A 14,122-nucleotide genomic window follows, 5' to 3' on the forward strand; every position below is an offset into this window, starting at 1 on the left:
AAGGCTTCTATCAGAAGGTAACGGCGATGGTTCCGCCCCAGGTGCGCGGGTCGCCGGGCAGGCCTGCGATCAGACCGGTATTGCCCGGGCCGACGAACAGCTGCTCGAAATAGTTCTCGTCAAAGGCATTCCTGACCCAGCCGAAGATGTTGAGACCGCCCTGTGTACGGAAACCGAGGCGGAAATTGGACAGGCTGTAGCCGTCGACAAAGGTGTAGGCCGAAGGCGAGGGATTGGACGAGAAGTTCGACCGGTAGGTGCCGTCATAGCCCAGATAGACCTCGCCTTCCTGTCCGAGGAAGCTCGCCGGCACGTTGCCTTCCGCCCCGAAGGAGAAGGCCCATTTCGACACGCCCGGCAGGCGCTGGCCGGAGATGTCGCAATTGGCCGGGCTGAGACCGCCCGGGGTGCCGGGCGCCGACGGGGTCTGGCCCGCGCCAACCGTGGTGCCGCCCGACAGTTCGGGCGGGCAGGGCGCATCGGTGAAGCGCACATACTTGGCATCGGTATAGGCGCCGTTGGCGTAAGCGGTGAACCGTTCGGACGGGCGGATGCTGAAATCGGCCTCGATCCCCTGCGCGCGGACTTTGCCGGCATTGGCGAGATAGCCGCGCAGCACCCCGAACTGGCCGTTGTTCACGGTCGCCTGATAATCGCGGATTTCGGTGCGGTAGGCGGCAAGGTTGAGGGTCGCCTTGCGGTCCCAGAACTGGCTCTTGAGGCCGATCTCGAAGTGATCGACCCGTTCGGGCCGGATCGTGCCCGCCGCCGCGATCGGCACGCCTGCCGAATCCGTCGGCAACCCGTTCTGGTTGATTCCGATGGTCTTGAAGCTCCTCGCATAGGTGCCGTAGGCGAGCACATCGGGCGCCAGCGCGTAGCTCGCCGTCAGATCGTAGGTGAGGTTCCAGTCGGTGTCGGACGGCGCGCTCTCCTGCGGCGTGAACACCGCCAGCTGCGCGCGGGAGCGGGCATCGGTTTCGCGTCCGGTCAGCTCCACGCCGGCACCTGTAAACACCCGGCGCTGGTAGAAGCCCGACTTCTTGTCATAGTTGAGCCGCGCGCCCGGCTGGATCGTGAAGGCGTCGGTCACCTTCCACGACAGCTGCCCGAACAGCGCCGCGCTGGTGCTCTTGAGGAACTGGGTGTTGCGTGCGGTGAGGCCGTTGAGGACGCTCGGATCGTTCGATAGGACGTTGGCGGGCGCGATCGTCCAGCGGCTCGAAGCGATGCCATGCTGTTCGGTTCCCTGGGTGTCGATCCGCTGGTCGAAGGCAAAGGCGCCCAGCACGAAGTCGAAGCGCTCGCCCGAATAGGCGTAGCGGAATTCCTGCGTATACTGGTCCTGCTGCGAAGGGTTCTGCGAGAGGCGCACGATCGACAGGCCGGTGAAGTCGCGGTCGTTCTCGGGCTTCCAGTCCCAGGTGCGCCAGGCAGTGACCGAGGTGAAGGTCCCCGGCCCCACATCCCAGGTGACCTTGAGCGCGGCGCCGCCGATCACGTTGCCCGCGTTGAGGTTGGAATCGAGGTCGGTCAGCCGGTCGAAGGGATTGGTGCTGGCAGGCGCGTAGTTCTGCGCGGCGGCAAGCGCTGCGAACTGGCGGTTCAGCGGTCGCTGGGTCGCCCCGGTGCCGACGAACACCGAACCGCAGCACACCGCGTCCTGCTTGTTGTAATCGCCCACCAGCTTGATCTTGAGACTGTCGGTCGGCTCCCACAGAAGCTGGGCGCGCAGGCCGATATTGTCGAGGCTCTGGATGTCCGCGCCGGTCACGACATTGCGGATCGTGCCATTGCGGCTGGTGCCCGAGAAGGCGATGCGCGCGGCGACCTTTTCCGACAGCGGCCCGGACACCGCGGCGCGCGCCTGCTGGAAGTTGTAGTTGCCGACGCTGATTTCTGCGCGGCCCTCGAAGGCGAAGGTCGGCTGGTTGGTCTGGATGTTGATCGCGCCCGCGGTGGTGTTCTTGCCGTAGAGCGTGCCCTGCGGCCCGCGCAGCACCTCGATCTGCGCCACGTCGAGGAAGTCGAAGGTGGCCGAGGCGACGCGCGAATAATAGACGTCGTCGACATAGATGCCGACGCCCTGTTCGAACCCGTCGCTGGTGAGGCCGAAGGGCACGCCGAGGCCGCGGATGTTGACCGCGGTGTTGCGCGGGTTGGACGAATAGAACTGCAAGGTGGGCGCGAGCTGCTGCAAGCGGTTGACGTTGAACGCACCGGTCTCGTCGAGCTGCTGGGCGCCGAGCACCGAGACGGCGAGGGGGATGTCCTGCGCGCTTTCCTGACGGCGGCGGGCGGTGACGATGATGTCGTTGCCGCTGTCGGCCTGCGCCTCTTCGGCGGCGGCGGCGGCAGTGTCGGTTGCAGCCTCCTGCGCGGCGGCGGGGAGGGCGGTGATGGCGGCCAGACCGGCGCCAAGCAGCAGCGCGGTGCGGATGGAACTGGGATGCATGGTGAATGTCGCCTTTGCAAGCGGGTGTGCATCCGGCGATCCGGTCTGCGGGTCCCTGTTGGTTGGTGGTGCGAGCGGATCGGGCCGACGGTCAGTCGGTCAGCCGCTTCCTCTCGGTAACGTCGATCTGCATGACCTTCCCGTCATGCACGGTGAGCTGGATCGCGCCGTAGCGCAGGCGGCCAAGCGCCTCGCTTACCAGCGCCAGAGCTTCCGGCAGTATTCCGCTCTGGTCAGAGCCTTTCTCGCTGCGGTCCATGGATGGGCCTTTCGTTGCGCGGGGTCTGCCCGCTGCGCAAGGAATTAAACTCTAGCGAATTGCTTGACAATGGGGCGAGCCGCACAGATTTTCTGTCATCGGACGAAAGGTGGGCTTCGCGCGCCGGAGCGAAATCCGGCGACCGGGGCGATCAGGCGGTGTCCTCGGCGAAGGAGGGGACCGGCGCGATCGGGTCGGACAGGCGGATCCCGTCGAGGATCTGCGCGGTCCGGTCACGCACGTCGAGCATCAGCGCGCGGGTGCGGCATTCACCTTCCGCGAGGCAGTTCTGGCATTTCTCGTGGGCATAGCGGCTCGCGCAGGGCACCAGCGCGAGGCTGCCGCGCATGTGGCGGATCAGGTCGCCATAGGTGATGTCGAGCGGCGGGATCGCCAGCCAATAGCCGCCCTCGCGGCCGCGCTGGGATTCGACCAGGCCCGAACGGGTCAGCTCGGACAGGATCACCGTCAGAAACTTGGCGGGGATCTTCTGCGCCTCGGCGATGGCGGCAAGCTGCACCGGCCCCTCGCCGTAATGGTCAGCGAGGTGCTGCATCGCGCGGATCGCGTAGCGGGTCTTCTGCGACAGCATGGGCGACCGTCTATCCGCCGGGCAAGGATCGGGGTCAAGTGAGCGATGCCCCGCCGTCCCCTGCGATCTGCCGCGCCCCGTGCTCGGCTTGTCCCCCGCACGCCCGCGCCCGTTCGTCGCGCGCCGCTGTCATCCTCGCGCAGGCCCGCTAGGCTGACGCCGATGGCCACCGCACCCGCCCCCACCGCTGAAGGATCGCCCGGCAAGGCGCCGGACTATTGCGATCTCGAACCCTTCAGCCTCACCGCGGCGGGGCATGCCTTCACCTTCTATCCTCACGGGCAGGACCGGCTGAAGGCGCTCGTCGCGCTGATCGGGAGCGCGCGGGAAAGCCTCAGGGTGTTCTACTACCTGTTCGACAGCGACGTGGCGGGCACCATGGTCCGCGACGCGCTGGTCGCCGCGGCCGCGCGCGGGGTGAAGGTCGAGCTGATCGTCGATGCTTTCGGCAATGATGCGGGCGCGGCCTTCTTCGAACCCGTCACCGCGGCCGGCGGCACCTTTGCCCAGTTCAGCCCGCGCTGGGGCAGGCGCTATCTGGTGCGCAACCACCAGAAGTTCACCATCGCCGACGGCGCGCGGGTGATGACCGGCGGGGCGAATGTCTCGGACCACTACTTTGCCATCCCCGCCGAGAACGGCTGGTGCGACCTGTCGGTGGAGATCGAGGGCGCGGTGGTCGAACAGTTCGTCCGCTGGTTCGGCCTCCTCAGGAGCTGGGTGGCGAACGAGGCGGCGGGCCGCACCCGCCAGCTGCGCGCGCTGCGCGACATCGTCAGGACATGGGACGGCGGGGACGGGCCGGTCCGGCTGCTGGTCGGCGGGCCGCTGGTGAGGAAGGGGCACTGGGCCTGGGTCTTGCGCCAGGACCTCGTCACCGCCAGGCGGCTCGATACGGTGTCGGCCTATTTCTCCCCGCCACGAAGCTTCCGCCGCCTGTTCGCCCGCATCGGCCAGCGGGGACAGGCGCGGATGATCATGGCCGGCAAGTCCGACATCGCCGCCGCGATCGACATGGCGCGGCTGGTCTATGGCAAGCTGCTGCGCGCGCGGGTGCGGATCTTCGAGTTCGCCGTCTGCAAGCTCCACATGAAGCTGCTGGTGGTCGACGACATCGCCTATGTCGGCAGCGCCAATCTCGACAAGCGGAGCTTGCGCATCAATGTCGAGCTTATGGTGCGGATCGCGGACCCGGCGGTGGCCGCAGCGCTGCGCCGCCTGATCGACCATCTCGAGACCTCGAGCGAGGCGATCACGCCCGCCTGGTATGCCCGCCACAGCACCTTCCTCAACCGGATGCGCTGGCGGATCGCCTCCTGGATGAGCCTGGCCGATTACCGCATCAGCAAGGCGGGCACCGTCTGACCTGTTCGCCGTATCGTTAACGCGGTCTTTACGGGTTACCGCCTAGGCTCGGTAGCATGCGGGAGATGCTCGACAATTTGCGCATGCGGGTGATGCCACCGATCCCGGAGGCGATCCGGGACCAGTTCACGCTGCTGCGCGCGCGCCGGGTCGAGACGCAGACCTCGGTGATGTATGTCATGCTGCTGCTCACCACGCCGACGGCGGCCTGGGCGGGCTCGGCCGATCTCAACTGGGCGATCCGATACGGCATGCCCGCGCTGCTTGCGGTGCTGTGCGTGCTGGGCCTTGCCGAGAACGCGATCAGCCGCCGCCGCCCGCTCGGCCTGCGCCGCGCGCAGCTGATGGTGGACAAGACCGCCAGCGTTTCGGGATGGGTGGGCGTGATGTGCAGAATCTGGGCAGTGATCAACTGGTTCGCCTCGCCCCCCGAAGCCCATGCCGCCTTCGCGATGATCATCGCCATGGGTTCGCTGGCGACGGCCTATTGCCTCTCCGCGATCCGCTTTGCCGCGATCCTCAATCTGGTAATCGGGGTGGTCCCGATCTCGGTGCTGATGCTGCTTTCGGGCCGCCCGGCCGAGGTCGCCGCTGCCACCAGCCTCGTGCTGGCGACGCTGATCCTGGTGCGGTTCATTCTCCAGGGCCATGCGCTGCTGGTCGAGATGCTGCAATTGCAGCACCAGACCCGCGACCTTGCCCATACCGACCCGCTCACCGGGCTTGCCAACCGCCGCGCGCTCGATGAGCGGATCGCCTACCTCCTCGCCAAGGGCGAGGGCGCGCTGCCGTTCACGCTGGTGCTGCTCGATCTCGACGGGTTCAAGCCGGTCAATGACCGCTACGGCCATGCCTTCGGCGATCGCCTGCTGTGCGGCGTGGCCGATCGCCTGCGCGAAGTGGTGGGCGATGATGGCCTTGTGGTGCGCCAGGGCGGCGACGAGTTCGCGGTGCTGATCCCGCCCGGTTCGCGCCTGATCGACACGGCACTGGCCAAGCGTCTGCTGATCGCGCTGGTGCGCCCGCACACCATCGAGGAGGTGCCGGTGTTCGTCGGCGCCAGCGTGGGCGAGGCCCGCTGGCCCGCCGATGGCCGCGATGCCGAAGCCCTGTTCGATTTCGCCGACCGCATGCTCTATCAGGCCAAGGCCGAAACCCGCAGCGAGCGCGGCTTCTACCCGCCTCCCGAAGCCGCTTCCGCACGCCGGGGCTGAGGCGCGCTAGCCGGCGCCATTTTTGCGCGCGCGCCCGGCCACCCGTTCGCTGACCGCGCGGCAGAAGGCGTCGAGTTCGTCGACATCGACATCGAGCAGCTCGTCCCAGCCGGCCAGCGTCGCCTCGATATCCTCGCGGGTGTGGAGCGCAGAGGGGTGCACCCGATCGGCGCCGGGCGCGACCGGGGCGACGACATGCGGCCAGCGGTGACCGGTCGCGTTGTTGTAGATCCATCCGCATGCCGCGAGCGCGAGCACATTGGCGATGATCGGAGCAAGGTGGCAATAGCCCCACCCCTCCGGCCCCGCCGCGCCCAGCGCGCACAGCAGCGCGCAGGCACCGCCCGGCGGGTGCAGGCAGCGCGCGAGGCTCATGGTGGCAATGGCGAGGCCGACCGCAAGCGCGGCGGCCGGGGCGGGCTCGCCAACCAGCAGCCCCAGTGCCAGGCCGATGCTGGCCGAGATCAGGTTCCCGCCCACCACCGACCACGGTTGGGCGAGCGGGCTTGCCGGCACCGCGAATACCAGCACCGCGGATGCGCCGAGCGGGGCGACCAGCCACGGCAGGCCCGGCATCCGGTTGCCGAGCAGCACCGTGGTCACCAGCCCCGCCACCGCGATTCCCAGCCCCGCCCCGAACGAGCCGCGCAGCCAGCCCAGCTGGCCCAGCACCCGCTGCGGAAGCAGTGCAGCGGCATGGCGGAAGGGAGCGTCCGGCTTCATCCCGCGCGCGCCTACTCGTACCCGTAGTCCGAATAGTCCTTGAAATTCGGCGAGGTGAACTTGGTGATGTCGCTCTGGAAGTGGAGCGGGACATTGCCGGTCGAACCGTGGCGCTGCTTCGCCACGATCAGCGTCGCGCGGCCCACCAGCCCCTCGAACTTCTCCTCCCACAGGCGATACTTCTCCTGCACGTCGGGCGGGCTGCTCGCGTCGGGCGTGTCGGGCTTGACCAGCAGGTGGTAATAATCGCCGCGGAAGATGAACCACACCATGTCCGCGTCCTGCTCGATCGAGCCGGATTCTCTGAGGTCCGAAAGCTGCGGGCGCTTGTCCTCGCGGCTTTCGACCGCGCGGGAGAGCTGGGAGAGCGCGATCACCGGGACCTGCAATTCCTTGGCCAGCGTCTTCAGGCCGCGGCTGATCTCGGAGATTTCGTTGACGCGGTTGTCGTTCGCGCGGCCCGATCCTTGCAGCAGTTGCAGGTAGTCGACGATGATGAGCCCGATATCGTGCCGCCGCTTCATCCGCCGCGCGCGGGTGCGCAGGGCCGCGATGGTGAGCGCGGGCGTATCGTCGATATAGAGCGGCAGTTCAGCGAGGCGCTGGCTGGCGTAGGACAGCTTCTGGAAATCCTCGCGGGTCAGCTTGCCGCTGCGCAGGCTTTCCGAGGAGATCTCGGCCTGTTCGGCGAGGATGCGGGTCGCCAGCTGGTCGCTGCTCATTTCGAGGCTGAAGAAGGCGACCGGCGCGCCGTAGTTGAACTCGCCGCCCTCGCGCTGCCAGGCGAGGTGGGCCTCGGCGCAGTTGAAGGCGATGTTGGTGGCAAGCGAGGTCTTGCCCATGCCCGGGCGCCCGGCGAGGATCACGAGGTCGGAATTGTGGAGGCCCGAGGTCTTCTGGTCGATGGTCGCAAGGCCGGTGGTCTTGCCCGACAGGCCCCCGCCCGAATTCATCGCCGCCTCGGCCATCTTGATCGCGGTCATCGCCGCCTCGCGGAAGGTCGCCGCCTCGCGCCCCGTGCTGGCGCCTTCCGCGACCTTGAAGAGGTCCGCCTCGGCCTGCGCGATGCGGTCCATCGGCGAGGTGTCTTCCGAGGTGTCGAGCGCGCCTTCGACGAGCCCGCGCCCGACGCTCACCAGCTCGCGCAAGAGCGCCAGATCGTAGATCTGCTGGGCGAGTTCGCGCGGGACCAGCAGGCCGGCGCCGCTGGCGGTGAGCTGCGCGAGATAGCTCGTGCCGCCCAGTTCCTTCAGCGCCTCGTCGGCCTCGAAGAAAGGTCGCAGCGTGACCGGCGAGGCTGTGGCGTTGCGTTCGATCAGCGCCAGCACGCGTTCGTAGATGCGCGCGTGGAGCGGTTCGAAGAAGTGATCGGGGCGGATCGGGACCGGCAGTTCCTCGATCACCCGGTTGTCGATCAGCACCGCGCCAAGGAAGGCGGCTTCCGCGTCGAGATTGGCGGGCAGCTTCTTCACCGGCAGCTCTCCGGCGGGGTCTTGGGGTTTGATCGGGGTGACTTTTTCGGGTTCGGCCATCCGGCCCTGATGCGCGACTGCCGCCGCTTCGTGCAAGGGCGAAGGGCAGCAATATTTATTTCGCACGCTGTGGATAGTGGGGAGAGTGCGTTGAAGTGCTTGAAGTGCGTGCCCTCCATCTGCGAGAGGGTTGCTTCATGGCCGATACGCCGCCCGATTCCCTGCCTCCGTCCCTCGCGCCCGGCGCTGCGGGGGCGCAGCGCATTGCCCAGGTGACACTGGACGAGGCGACGATCCTGTGGCGCAACGCCGATGTCGAGCAGGAACGGCGGGTCGCGATCTACGACCTGATCGAGGAGAACACCTTCAAGCCGCTGCGCTCGGCCGAGCGGGGCGCGGCGGGGCCCTACCACCTGCACCTGTCGGTCACCGACGGGCGGCTGGCGATGGACATCAAGGACACCGCCGACCAGCTGCTCGAGACGCTGTTGATCGGCATGGCCCGCTTCCGCCGCCCGATCCGCGAGTACTTCGCGATCTGCGACAGCTACTACCAGGCGATCCGCAAGGCGACCCCGGCCGAGATCGAGACGATCGACATGGCGCGGCGCGGCATCCACAACAGCGCCGCCGAACTGCTGCTCGAGCGGCTCGAGGGCAAGGTCGAGACCGACTTCGCCACCGCCCGCCGCCTGTTCACGCTGATCTGCGTGCTCCACATCAAGGGCTGAGGCGCTTGGCAAGGTCGCCCAAACGCCGCGCGCCGCGGCGCTGGCTGCTGCGGCTGGCGGCGCTCGCCGTGCTGTTCGGCCTCGCCTTTGCCGCGTGGCTGTGGTGGGACATGCGCGAGTGGCGGCCCGACCCCGATGCCTATCCCGAACAGGGCGCGCTGGTCCCGGCGGGCACCGTGCCGGTGCGGTTCGAGACGCTCAAGGCGATCGGCGCGCGGTTCGTCTACCTCCCCCTTGCCAGCGGGCCCGCCGGCGAGGGGCCGGGCGGCTTTGCCGACCGCTTCGCCGCCGCGCGCCGCGCCGGGCTCAAGGCCGGCGTCGTCCTCGCCTTCGACCCGTGCCGCAGCGCCGATGCGCACAGCGGGGTCTTCGCCCAGATGGTCCCGCGCGATGCGGGCCTCCTCCCCCCGGCGATCGCGCTCGGCAGCCTCGCCGACACCTGCGCGCCGCGGGTCAGCGATGCGGCGGTCGAGAGCGAGCTGATGACGCTCATCAACCAGATCGAGCTCCACGCCGGCAAGCCCGTGATCCTCAAGCTCTCCCCCGCCTTCGAGGCCCGCCACAAGACCGCCGCCGCGCTCTCCCGCGACCTGTGGCTGGCCCGCGACCGCGCACGGCCGGACTATGCGGGGCGGCCATGGCTGCTATGGAGCGCCAACTCTGCGCGCGTCACCGAGGCGAGCGCGGAGCCGGTCGAATGGGTGGTGGTGCAGAAGTGAGCCTTTCCAACGAGCAGGAGCGCGCGCTGATCGACGCCGCCTTCGCCGCCGCGCGCGCGGCCTATGCGCCCTATTCCGACTACCCCGTCGGCGCCGCGCTGCTGTTCGATGACGGCGAGGTCATCACCGGCTGCAACGTCGAGAACGCGAGCTACGGCCTGTCGCTGTGCGCCGAGACGGTCGCGGTCGCCAAGGCCTTCGAGGCGGGACGGCGCGGGGGTCTGGCGGCGGTCGCGGTGGTGGGTCTCAAGGCCGATCACGAGCCGATCACGCCGTGCGGGCGCTGCCGGCAGGTGCTCAACGAGGTCGCCGCGCTGGGCGACACCGATCCGCTGGTGCTGTGCGTGGGCAAGGACGGCGTGTGCCGCGTCAGCCTCTCGGCGCTGCTGCCCCACGCCTTCGGGCCATCGCACCTCGGCTGAGCGCCGCCGCACGCCTGCTGCGGGGGGCGTGTAGGAGACACATGAGACACTGTCCTGGGAGCGAAAACCGCCCCCGCCGCGCGCGGGCCGGGCGGGGGTCGGGAAGGGGCGCAGCGCGGTCATCATCGCGGCGATCCTGCCACCGGCGGTGCGGGTAGGAAAGCCGGGCCCCGGGCACGGCGGCGCGGGCGCTGCCGATCCTACACGAAGCCCCCGGACGCGGCCTTGCGAATCGCGCCCGCGCGCCTCAGCCCTCGCGCCCCTCCAGCCATTCGACCAGCGCGGCAAGGCATTCGCGGCCGAGCATCTTGCAGCGCTCGGGCGACCAGCCCTGTTCGGGCTCGGGAAAGTCGGCGAGATCCTTGTAGGGCATCTCCAGCGTCATCGCCACCGCGCCGAAGCGTTCGGCGAGCTGGTTGGTGCTCATCGTCAGGTTGGCGCGGCCCGCCGGAGCCTTGGGATAGCCGAGCTTCGTCTGGAAATCGGGGGTGCGCCGGTCGAGGATCGCCTGATAGCGGTAGAAGCCCTCGCCCTGCGCCTCGGTCCACGAGGGGATGCCCTCGAAGCCGGCAAGAAACACCGCCGGGATCGCCTCGTCGGCGTGGACATCCATCGCGAAATCGACCCCGGTCTGGTCCATCCGGTTGCGGATCGCCAGCACCTCGGGCGAGCGTTCGGGGGTCGGATCGGCCCATTCGCGGTTGAGGTTGGTGCCAACCGCATTGGTGCGAAGATGCCCGCGCCGCGAACCATCGGGGTTGCAATTGGGGGCGATGTGCAAGCGGCACCTGGCCCGAAGCGCGCGCGCCACCGGATCGGCGGGATCGGTCAGACACTCCAGGGCGCCCTCCATCCACCATTCCGCTTGCGTTTCGCCCGGGTGCTGGCGGGCATAGAGCCATACCTGCGTCTGTCCTTCGCCCATTTCGAGGCAATCGATCGGCTGGCCATCGAGCGTGGTGCCGAGCCGGACATAATCGACGCCCTCGGAGGAAGCGGCCTCGGCGATCAGATCGTGATGCCGCTCCATCGAATAGGGCGCGAAATAGGCCACCCAGAACACCCCGCCTGCGGACAGAAACCGGATCGTCAGCGTCCCCCCGTCCTCGTCCTTGTCATAGCTGGAGGCCGCGCGCGCCCAATAGGCGCGGTCTTCGCTGATGCAGGCGTTGTAGCCGGGCCAGCCGCCGGGATAGGCGCTCGCGGCAAGGCCGGTCAGCTTCAGCACCACGTCCTCGCCCGCCGGTGCGGCGACGCGGAAGTGGAACCACTGGAAGAACTCGGAGGCATTGTCGCGCCGGATCGCGAGGCGGGCGGTGTTCCCGGTGATCGAGAGCACGTCGATATTGCCGCTGTCGAAGCCGGCGTCGATGAACAGAGTGGTCATTGGGGTCCTTGAAGCTTCTTGGCGTCGATCGTCACGGTCTCGCCATTGCCACCGGGGAAGTCCTTGAACAACCCGGCCGCAAGCGTGCGGGCGGCGGCGGTGACCGGCGCATAGGGCGATTTGATGCCGGTCGTCATCTGCGCGCGGCCTTCCCACAGGGTCTCGCCCCCGCTTGTGGCGATGCGCAATTCGAGCGTGGTGTTGGCCGCCGGCCCCTCGCGCCCGCCGCCGAGGTTGATCCCGACCCCGAGCCCGAGGCCTGAGCCGAAGCTCCCGGTGCCGCCGCCCACGCCGATGCTCACCGGGCCTTGCCGCGGCCCGGGCGCGGCGATGATCGCGCTGCGGCTGGTGCGGATCGCGGCGGTCTGGCCGGCGGGCAGGCCTTCGGGTTGGACGGTGTAGCCTGCCCGGGTCAGCTCGGCGCTGACCGCCTCGGCGATCGCGGCGCGCGCGGCGAGGTTGGCGATCTCGTCGGGGAAGGTGATCGCAATCGTGCCGCGTCCCAGCTCGCCTGCCGCAGGCGCGACGAAGCGGGTGACCTCGACCGGGCCGGTATAGGGCACGGTCGCGCAGGCCGACAGGGCAAGCGCGGAGCCGAGGGCGACAAGCAGGCGGGAAGGCAACATGGCGCAAGTTCCTTTTGTGACCGGCCGCTTATAGGCTGTGCACCTGAACGTGCACAGACCGCGATGTGGGTGCGCCGGGTTGAGATTTCTCTAAGTGGTTTGTGTGATAGGGGGCGCCATGATGACGGACAGCAAACCTTCAGTGCTCGTGACCGGCGGGGCCGGCTATATCGGCAGCCATGCGGTGCTCGCGCTCGTCGATGCCGGCTGGCCGGTGGCGGTGATCGACAACCTGACGACGGGTTTCCGTTTCGCGATCCCCGATGGCGTGCCCCTTTATGAAGGCGATATCGAGGACGGCGCGCTGCTGGCGCGGATCTTCGCCGAACAGGGGACGGGGGCGATCATGCACTTTGCCGGCAGCATCGTGGTGCCCGAAAGCGTCGCCGATCCGCTCAAATATTATCACAACAACACCGCCAAGAGCCGCGCGCTGATCGCCGCGGCGGTGGCGGCGGGGGTGCCGCACTTCATCTTCTCCTCGACCGCGGCGACCTATGGCATCCCCGATGTCGCTGCCGTGAGCGAGGACACCCCCCAGCGGCCGATCAACCCCTATGGCTGGTCGAAGCTGATGACCGAACAGATGCTTGGCGATGTCGCCGCCGCGCATCGGCTGAACTACGGCGTGCTGCGCTATTTCAACGTCGCGGGCGCGGACCCGCACGCGCGCAGCGGGCAATCGACGGCGGGGGCGACGCATCTTATCAAGGTCGCGATCGAGGCGGCGTTGGGCAAGCGCGAATCGGTCGCCGTGTTCGGCACCGATTATGCGACGCCCGATGGCACCGGGGTGCGCGACTACATCCATGTCAGCGATCTGGCCGCCGCGCATGTGCTGACGCTGGAGGCGCTGATCGCCGATCCGGCGCGCTCGCTGACGATGAATTGCGGCTATGGGCGGGGCTTTTCGGTGACCGAGGTGCTCGATGCGGTCGACCGGGTGACGAATCGCAAGCTCGAGCGGCGCATCGAAGGGCGGCGCGCGGGCGATCCCGATTCGCTGATTTCCGACCCCGCGCGGCTGAAGCAGACGCTCGGCTGGGAGCCCAAGCACGCCGATCTCGACCGGATCATCGCCGATGCGCTGGCCTGGGAGCGCAAATTGTCCGATCTGCGGGGGTGATCGGGGCAGGTTCGCATTGACGCCTGCGCGCCGCGCGGCTATCGGCACCCCTCAATTTCCGCGCGTCGGACCGATTCCGGCGCGCTTTACTTTTGGAAAAGCGCCATGAAGATCGTCAACAGCCTCAAGTCGCTGAAGGGCCGTCACCGCGACAACCGCGTGATCCGTCGCCGCGGCCGCACCTATGTGATCAACAAGACCGATCGCCGCTTCAAGGCCCGCCAAGGTTAATCCCAAGGCGCGTTAAGCTGGCGCGGCTGCCCGGGATGGGCGGCTGACGGATTTGGCGGCCCGCCTCCTCATCGGAGCGCGGGCCGCAGCCTTTTGGGGGTCTCGCGATGCAGAAGGCGGTGGTGTTCGATGTCGGGCGGGTGCTGTTCCACTGGGATCTCGGCGCGCTGTTCGCCAAGCTGATCGACGATCCGGCGGAGCGCGACTGGTTCCTCAGCCATGTGGTGACCGAGGAATGGCACTTCGAGCATGACCGCGGCCGCGCGCTTGCCGACATGCTGCCCGAACGCATCGCGCTCTTCCCGCAATACGAAAGCCACATCCGCGCCTATGCGACGCGCTTCAACGAGACGCTGACGGGCCCGGTCGAAGGCTCGCACGAATTGGTCGAGCGGCTCGCAGGCGCAGGCGTGCCGCTCTACTGCCTCACCAATTTCGGCGACGAATTCTTCGCCGCCTTCCGCCCGACCGCGCCGGTCTTCGACCATTTCATCGACATCATCGTCTCGGGCGAGGAGAAGGTCGCCAAGCCCGAGCCGCGGATCTACGCGATCGTCGAAGAGCGCAGCGGGCGCAGCGGGGCGCAGATGTTCTTCACCGACGACAACCCCGCCAACATCGCCGCAGCCCGCGCGCGCGGCTGGGACGCGCACCTCTTCACCGACGCCGCGAGCCTCGAGGCGCAGCTGGTCGCGGCGGGATTGTTGTAAAAGGGTCGCGTCGGAGCGCTGACCCGGTCGCGGAGCGACCGCAAGGCCGAACGGCCGCCCGCAGGTGCCCGGAGCGCAGCGGAGGAACAG

General features: G+C 68.3%; 15 protein-coding genes. 8 read left to right on the forward strand and 7 right to left on the reverse strand.

What is annotated here, in order from left to right; genetic code table 11:
• Nucleotides 1-10 precede the first annotated feature (10 nt).
• The 3 genes from D620_RS0111700 to D620_RS0111710 form a co-directional block, all read right to left on the reverse strand.
• Nucleotides 11-2,455, reverse strand: coding sequence for a TonB-dependent receptor (locus D620_RS0111700; protein WP_017666001.1), 2,445 nt, complete (start codon nt 2,453-2,455; stop codon nt 11-13).
• A 91-nt stretch (nt 2,456-2,546) separates the two neighbouring features.
• Nucleotides 2,547-2,714, reverse strand: coding sequence for a YezD family protein (locus D620_RS16060; protein ID WP_017666002.1), 168 nt, complete (start codon nt 2,712-2,714; stop codon nt 2,547-2,549).
• A gap of 151 nt (nt 2,715-2,865) precedes the next feature.
• Entirely contained in the window at nt 2,866-3,306 is a 441-nt protein-coding gene (locus D620_RS0111710; protein ID WP_017666003.1) for an RrF2 family transcriptional regulator, read from the reverse strand.
• A 162-nt stretch (nt 3,307-3,468) separates the two neighbouring features.
• On the opposite strand from D620_RS0111710, the gene D620_RS0111715 reads away from it, so the two are divergent.
• Both D620_RS0111715 and D620_RS0111720 read left to right on the forward strand, forming a co-directional pair.
• Nucleotides 3,469-4,671, forward strand: coding sequence for a phospholipase D-like domain-containing protein (locus tag D620_RS0111715; protein WP_017666004.1), 1,203 nt, complete (start codon nt 3,469-3,471; stop codon nt 4,669-4,671).
• 92 nt (nt 4,672-4,763) lie between these two features.
• Complete coding sequence (locus D620_RS0111720) at nt 4,764-5,885, forward strand: sensor domain-containing diguanylate cyclase (RefSeq protein ID WP_233992065.1); 1,122 nt, start codon at nt 4,764-4,766, stop codon at nt 5,883-5,885.
• A gap of 6 nt (nt 5,886-5,891) precedes the next feature.
• On the opposite strand, the gene D620_RS0111725 is transcribed toward D620_RS0111720, so the two are convergent.
• Together D620_RS0111725 and D620_RS0111730 are read right to left on the reverse strand one after the other, a co-directional pair.
• Nucleotides 5,892-6,608, reverse strand: a complete 717-nt coding sequence (locus tag D620_RS0111725; RefSeq protein ID WP_017666006.1) for an HPP family protein — start codon at nt 6,606-6,608, stop codon at nt 5,892-5,894.
• Nucleotides 6,609-6,619: 11 nt separating this feature from the next.
• Entirely contained in the window at nt 6,620-8,140 is a 1,521-nt protein-coding gene (locus D620_RS0111730) for a replicative DNA helicase (RefSeq protein WP_017666007.1), read from the reverse strand.
• Between the two features lie 137 nt (nt 8,141-8,277).
• Between D620_RS0111730 and D620_RS0111735 the strand changes: the two genes are divergently transcribed.
• From D620_RS0111735 to D620_RS0111745, 3 genes are read left to right on the forward strand one after another with little or no spacing between them, the layout of a single operon-like run.
• Nucleotides 8,278-8,811, forward strand: a complete 534-nt coding sequence (locus tag D620_RS0111735) for a UPF0262 family protein (protein ID WP_017666008.1) — start codon at nt 8,278-8,280, stop codon at nt 8,809-8,811.
• A 5-nt stretch (nt 8,812-8,816) separates the two neighbouring features.
• Nucleotides 8,817-9,530, forward strand: coding sequence for a glycoside hydrolase family 25 protein (locus D620_RS0111740; protein WP_017666009.1), 714 nt, complete (start codon nt 8,817-8,819; stop codon nt 9,528-9,530).
• On the forward strand, nt 9,509-9,952 hold the full coding sequence (locus tag D620_RS0111745; protein WP_051020607.1) for a cytidine deaminase: 444 nt from the start codon (nt 9,509-9,511) through the stop codon (nt 9,950-9,952). Before D620_RS0111740 ends, D620_RS0111745 begins: the two co-directional genes overlap by 22 nt.
• A 247-nt stretch (nt 9,953-10,199) precedes the next feature.
• Here D620_RS0111745 and D620_RS0111750 read toward each other — a convergent pair whose 3' ends face one another.
• Entirely contained in the window at nt 10,200-11,339 is a 1,140-nt protein-coding gene (locus D620_RS0111750; RefSeq protein ID WP_017666011.1) for a M14 family metallopeptidase, read from the reverse strand.
• A complete protein-coding gene (locus D620_RS0111755) occupies nt 11,336-11,965 on the reverse strand; it encodes a hypothetical protein (protein ID WP_017666012.1) in 630 nt (209 codons plus the stop codon). Before D620_RS0111755 ends, D620_RS0111750 begins: the two co-directional genes overlap by 4 nt.
• A gap of 121 nt (nt 11,966-12,086) precedes the next feature.
• On the opposite strand from D620_RS0111755, the gene galE reads away from it, so the two are divergent.
• The 3 genes from galE (at nt 12,087) to D620_RS0111770 (ending at nt 14,032) form a co-directional block, all read left to right on the forward strand.
• The gene (gene galE, locus D620_RS0111760) at nt 12,087-13,091 is read left to right on the forward strand and encodes a UDP-glucose 4-epimerase GalE (protein WP_026092170.1); all 1,005 of its coding nucleotides are present in this window, start codon (nt 12,087-12,089) and stop codon (nt 13,089-13,091) included.
• Between the two features lie 105 nt (nt 13,092-13,196).
• Entirely contained in the window at nt 13,197-13,322 is a 126-nt protein-coding gene (gene ykgO / locus D620_RS0111765) for a type B 50S ribosomal protein L36 (protein ID WP_017666014.1), read from the forward strand.
• 107 nt (nt 13,323-13,429) lie between these two features.
• Entirely contained in the window at nt 13,430-14,032 is a 603-nt protein-coding gene (locus tag D620_RS0111770; RefSeq protein WP_017666015.1) for an HAD family hydrolase, read from the forward strand.
• The last annotated feature ends 90 nt before the right edge of the window (nt 14,033-14,122 follow it).

It is taken from the genome of Porphyrobacter sp. AAP82, from assembly GCF_000331285.1.
Taxonomy (GTDB): Bacteria; Pseudomonadota; Alphaproteobacteria; order Sphingomonadales; family Sphingomonadaceae; genus Erythrobacter.

Coding starts and splice junctions, on each gene's coding strand:
- galE (WP_026092170.1), top strand. CDS start 12,087: ATGACGGACAGCAAACCTTCAGTGCTCGTGACCGGCGGGGCCGGCTAT.
- D620_RS0111710 (WP_017666003.1), bottom strand. CDS start 3,306: ATGCTGTCGCAGAAGACCCGCTACGCGATCCGCGCGATGCAGCACCTC.
- D620_RS0111730 (WP_017666007.1), bottom strand. CDS start 8,140: ATGGCCGAACCCGAAAAAGTCACCCCGATCAAACCCCAAGACCCCGCC.
- D620_RS16060 (WP_017666002.1), bottom strand. CDS start 2,714: ATGGACCGCAGCGAGAAAGGCTCTGACCAGAGCGGAATACTGCCGGAA.
- D620_RS0111700 (WP_017666001.1), bottom strand. CDS start 2,455: ATGCATCCCAGTTCCATCCGCACCGCGCTGCTGCTTGGCGCCGGTCTG.
- D620_RS0111720 (WP_233992065.1), top strand. CDS start 4,764: ATGCCACCGATCCCGGAGGCGATCCGGGACCAGTTCACGCTGCTGCGC.
- D620_RS0111735 (WP_017666008.1), top strand. CDS start 8,278: ATGGCCGATACGCCGCCCGATTCCCTGCCTCCGTCCCTCGCGCCCGGC.
- ykgO (WP_017666014.1), top strand. CDS start 13,197: ATGAAGATCGTCAACAGCCTCAAGTCGCTGAAGGGCCGTCACCGCGAC.
- D620_RS0111770 (WP_017666015.1), top strand. CDS start 13,430: ATGCAGAAGGCGGTGGTGTTCGATGTCGGGCGGGTGCTGTTCCACTGG.
- D620_RS0111755 (WP_017666012.1), bottom strand. CDS start 11,965: ATGTTGCCTTCCCGCCTGCTTGTCGCCCTCGGCTCCGCGCTTGCCCTG.
- D620_RS0111750 (WP_017666011.1), bottom strand. CDS start 11,339: ATGACCACTCTGTTCATCGACGCCGGCTTCGACAGCGGCAATATCGAC.
- D620_RS0111715 (WP_017666004.1), top strand. CDS start 3,469: ATGGCCACCGCACCCGCCCCCACCGCTGAAGGATCGCCCGGCAAGGCG.
- D620_RS0111745 (WP_051020607.1), top strand. CDS start 9,509: ATGGGTGGTGGTGCAGAAGTGAGCCTTTCCAACGAGCAGGAGCGCGCG.
- D620_RS0111725 (WP_017666006.1), bottom strand. CDS start 6,608: ATGAAGCCGGACGCTCCCTTCCGCCATGCCGCTGCACTGCTTCCGCAG.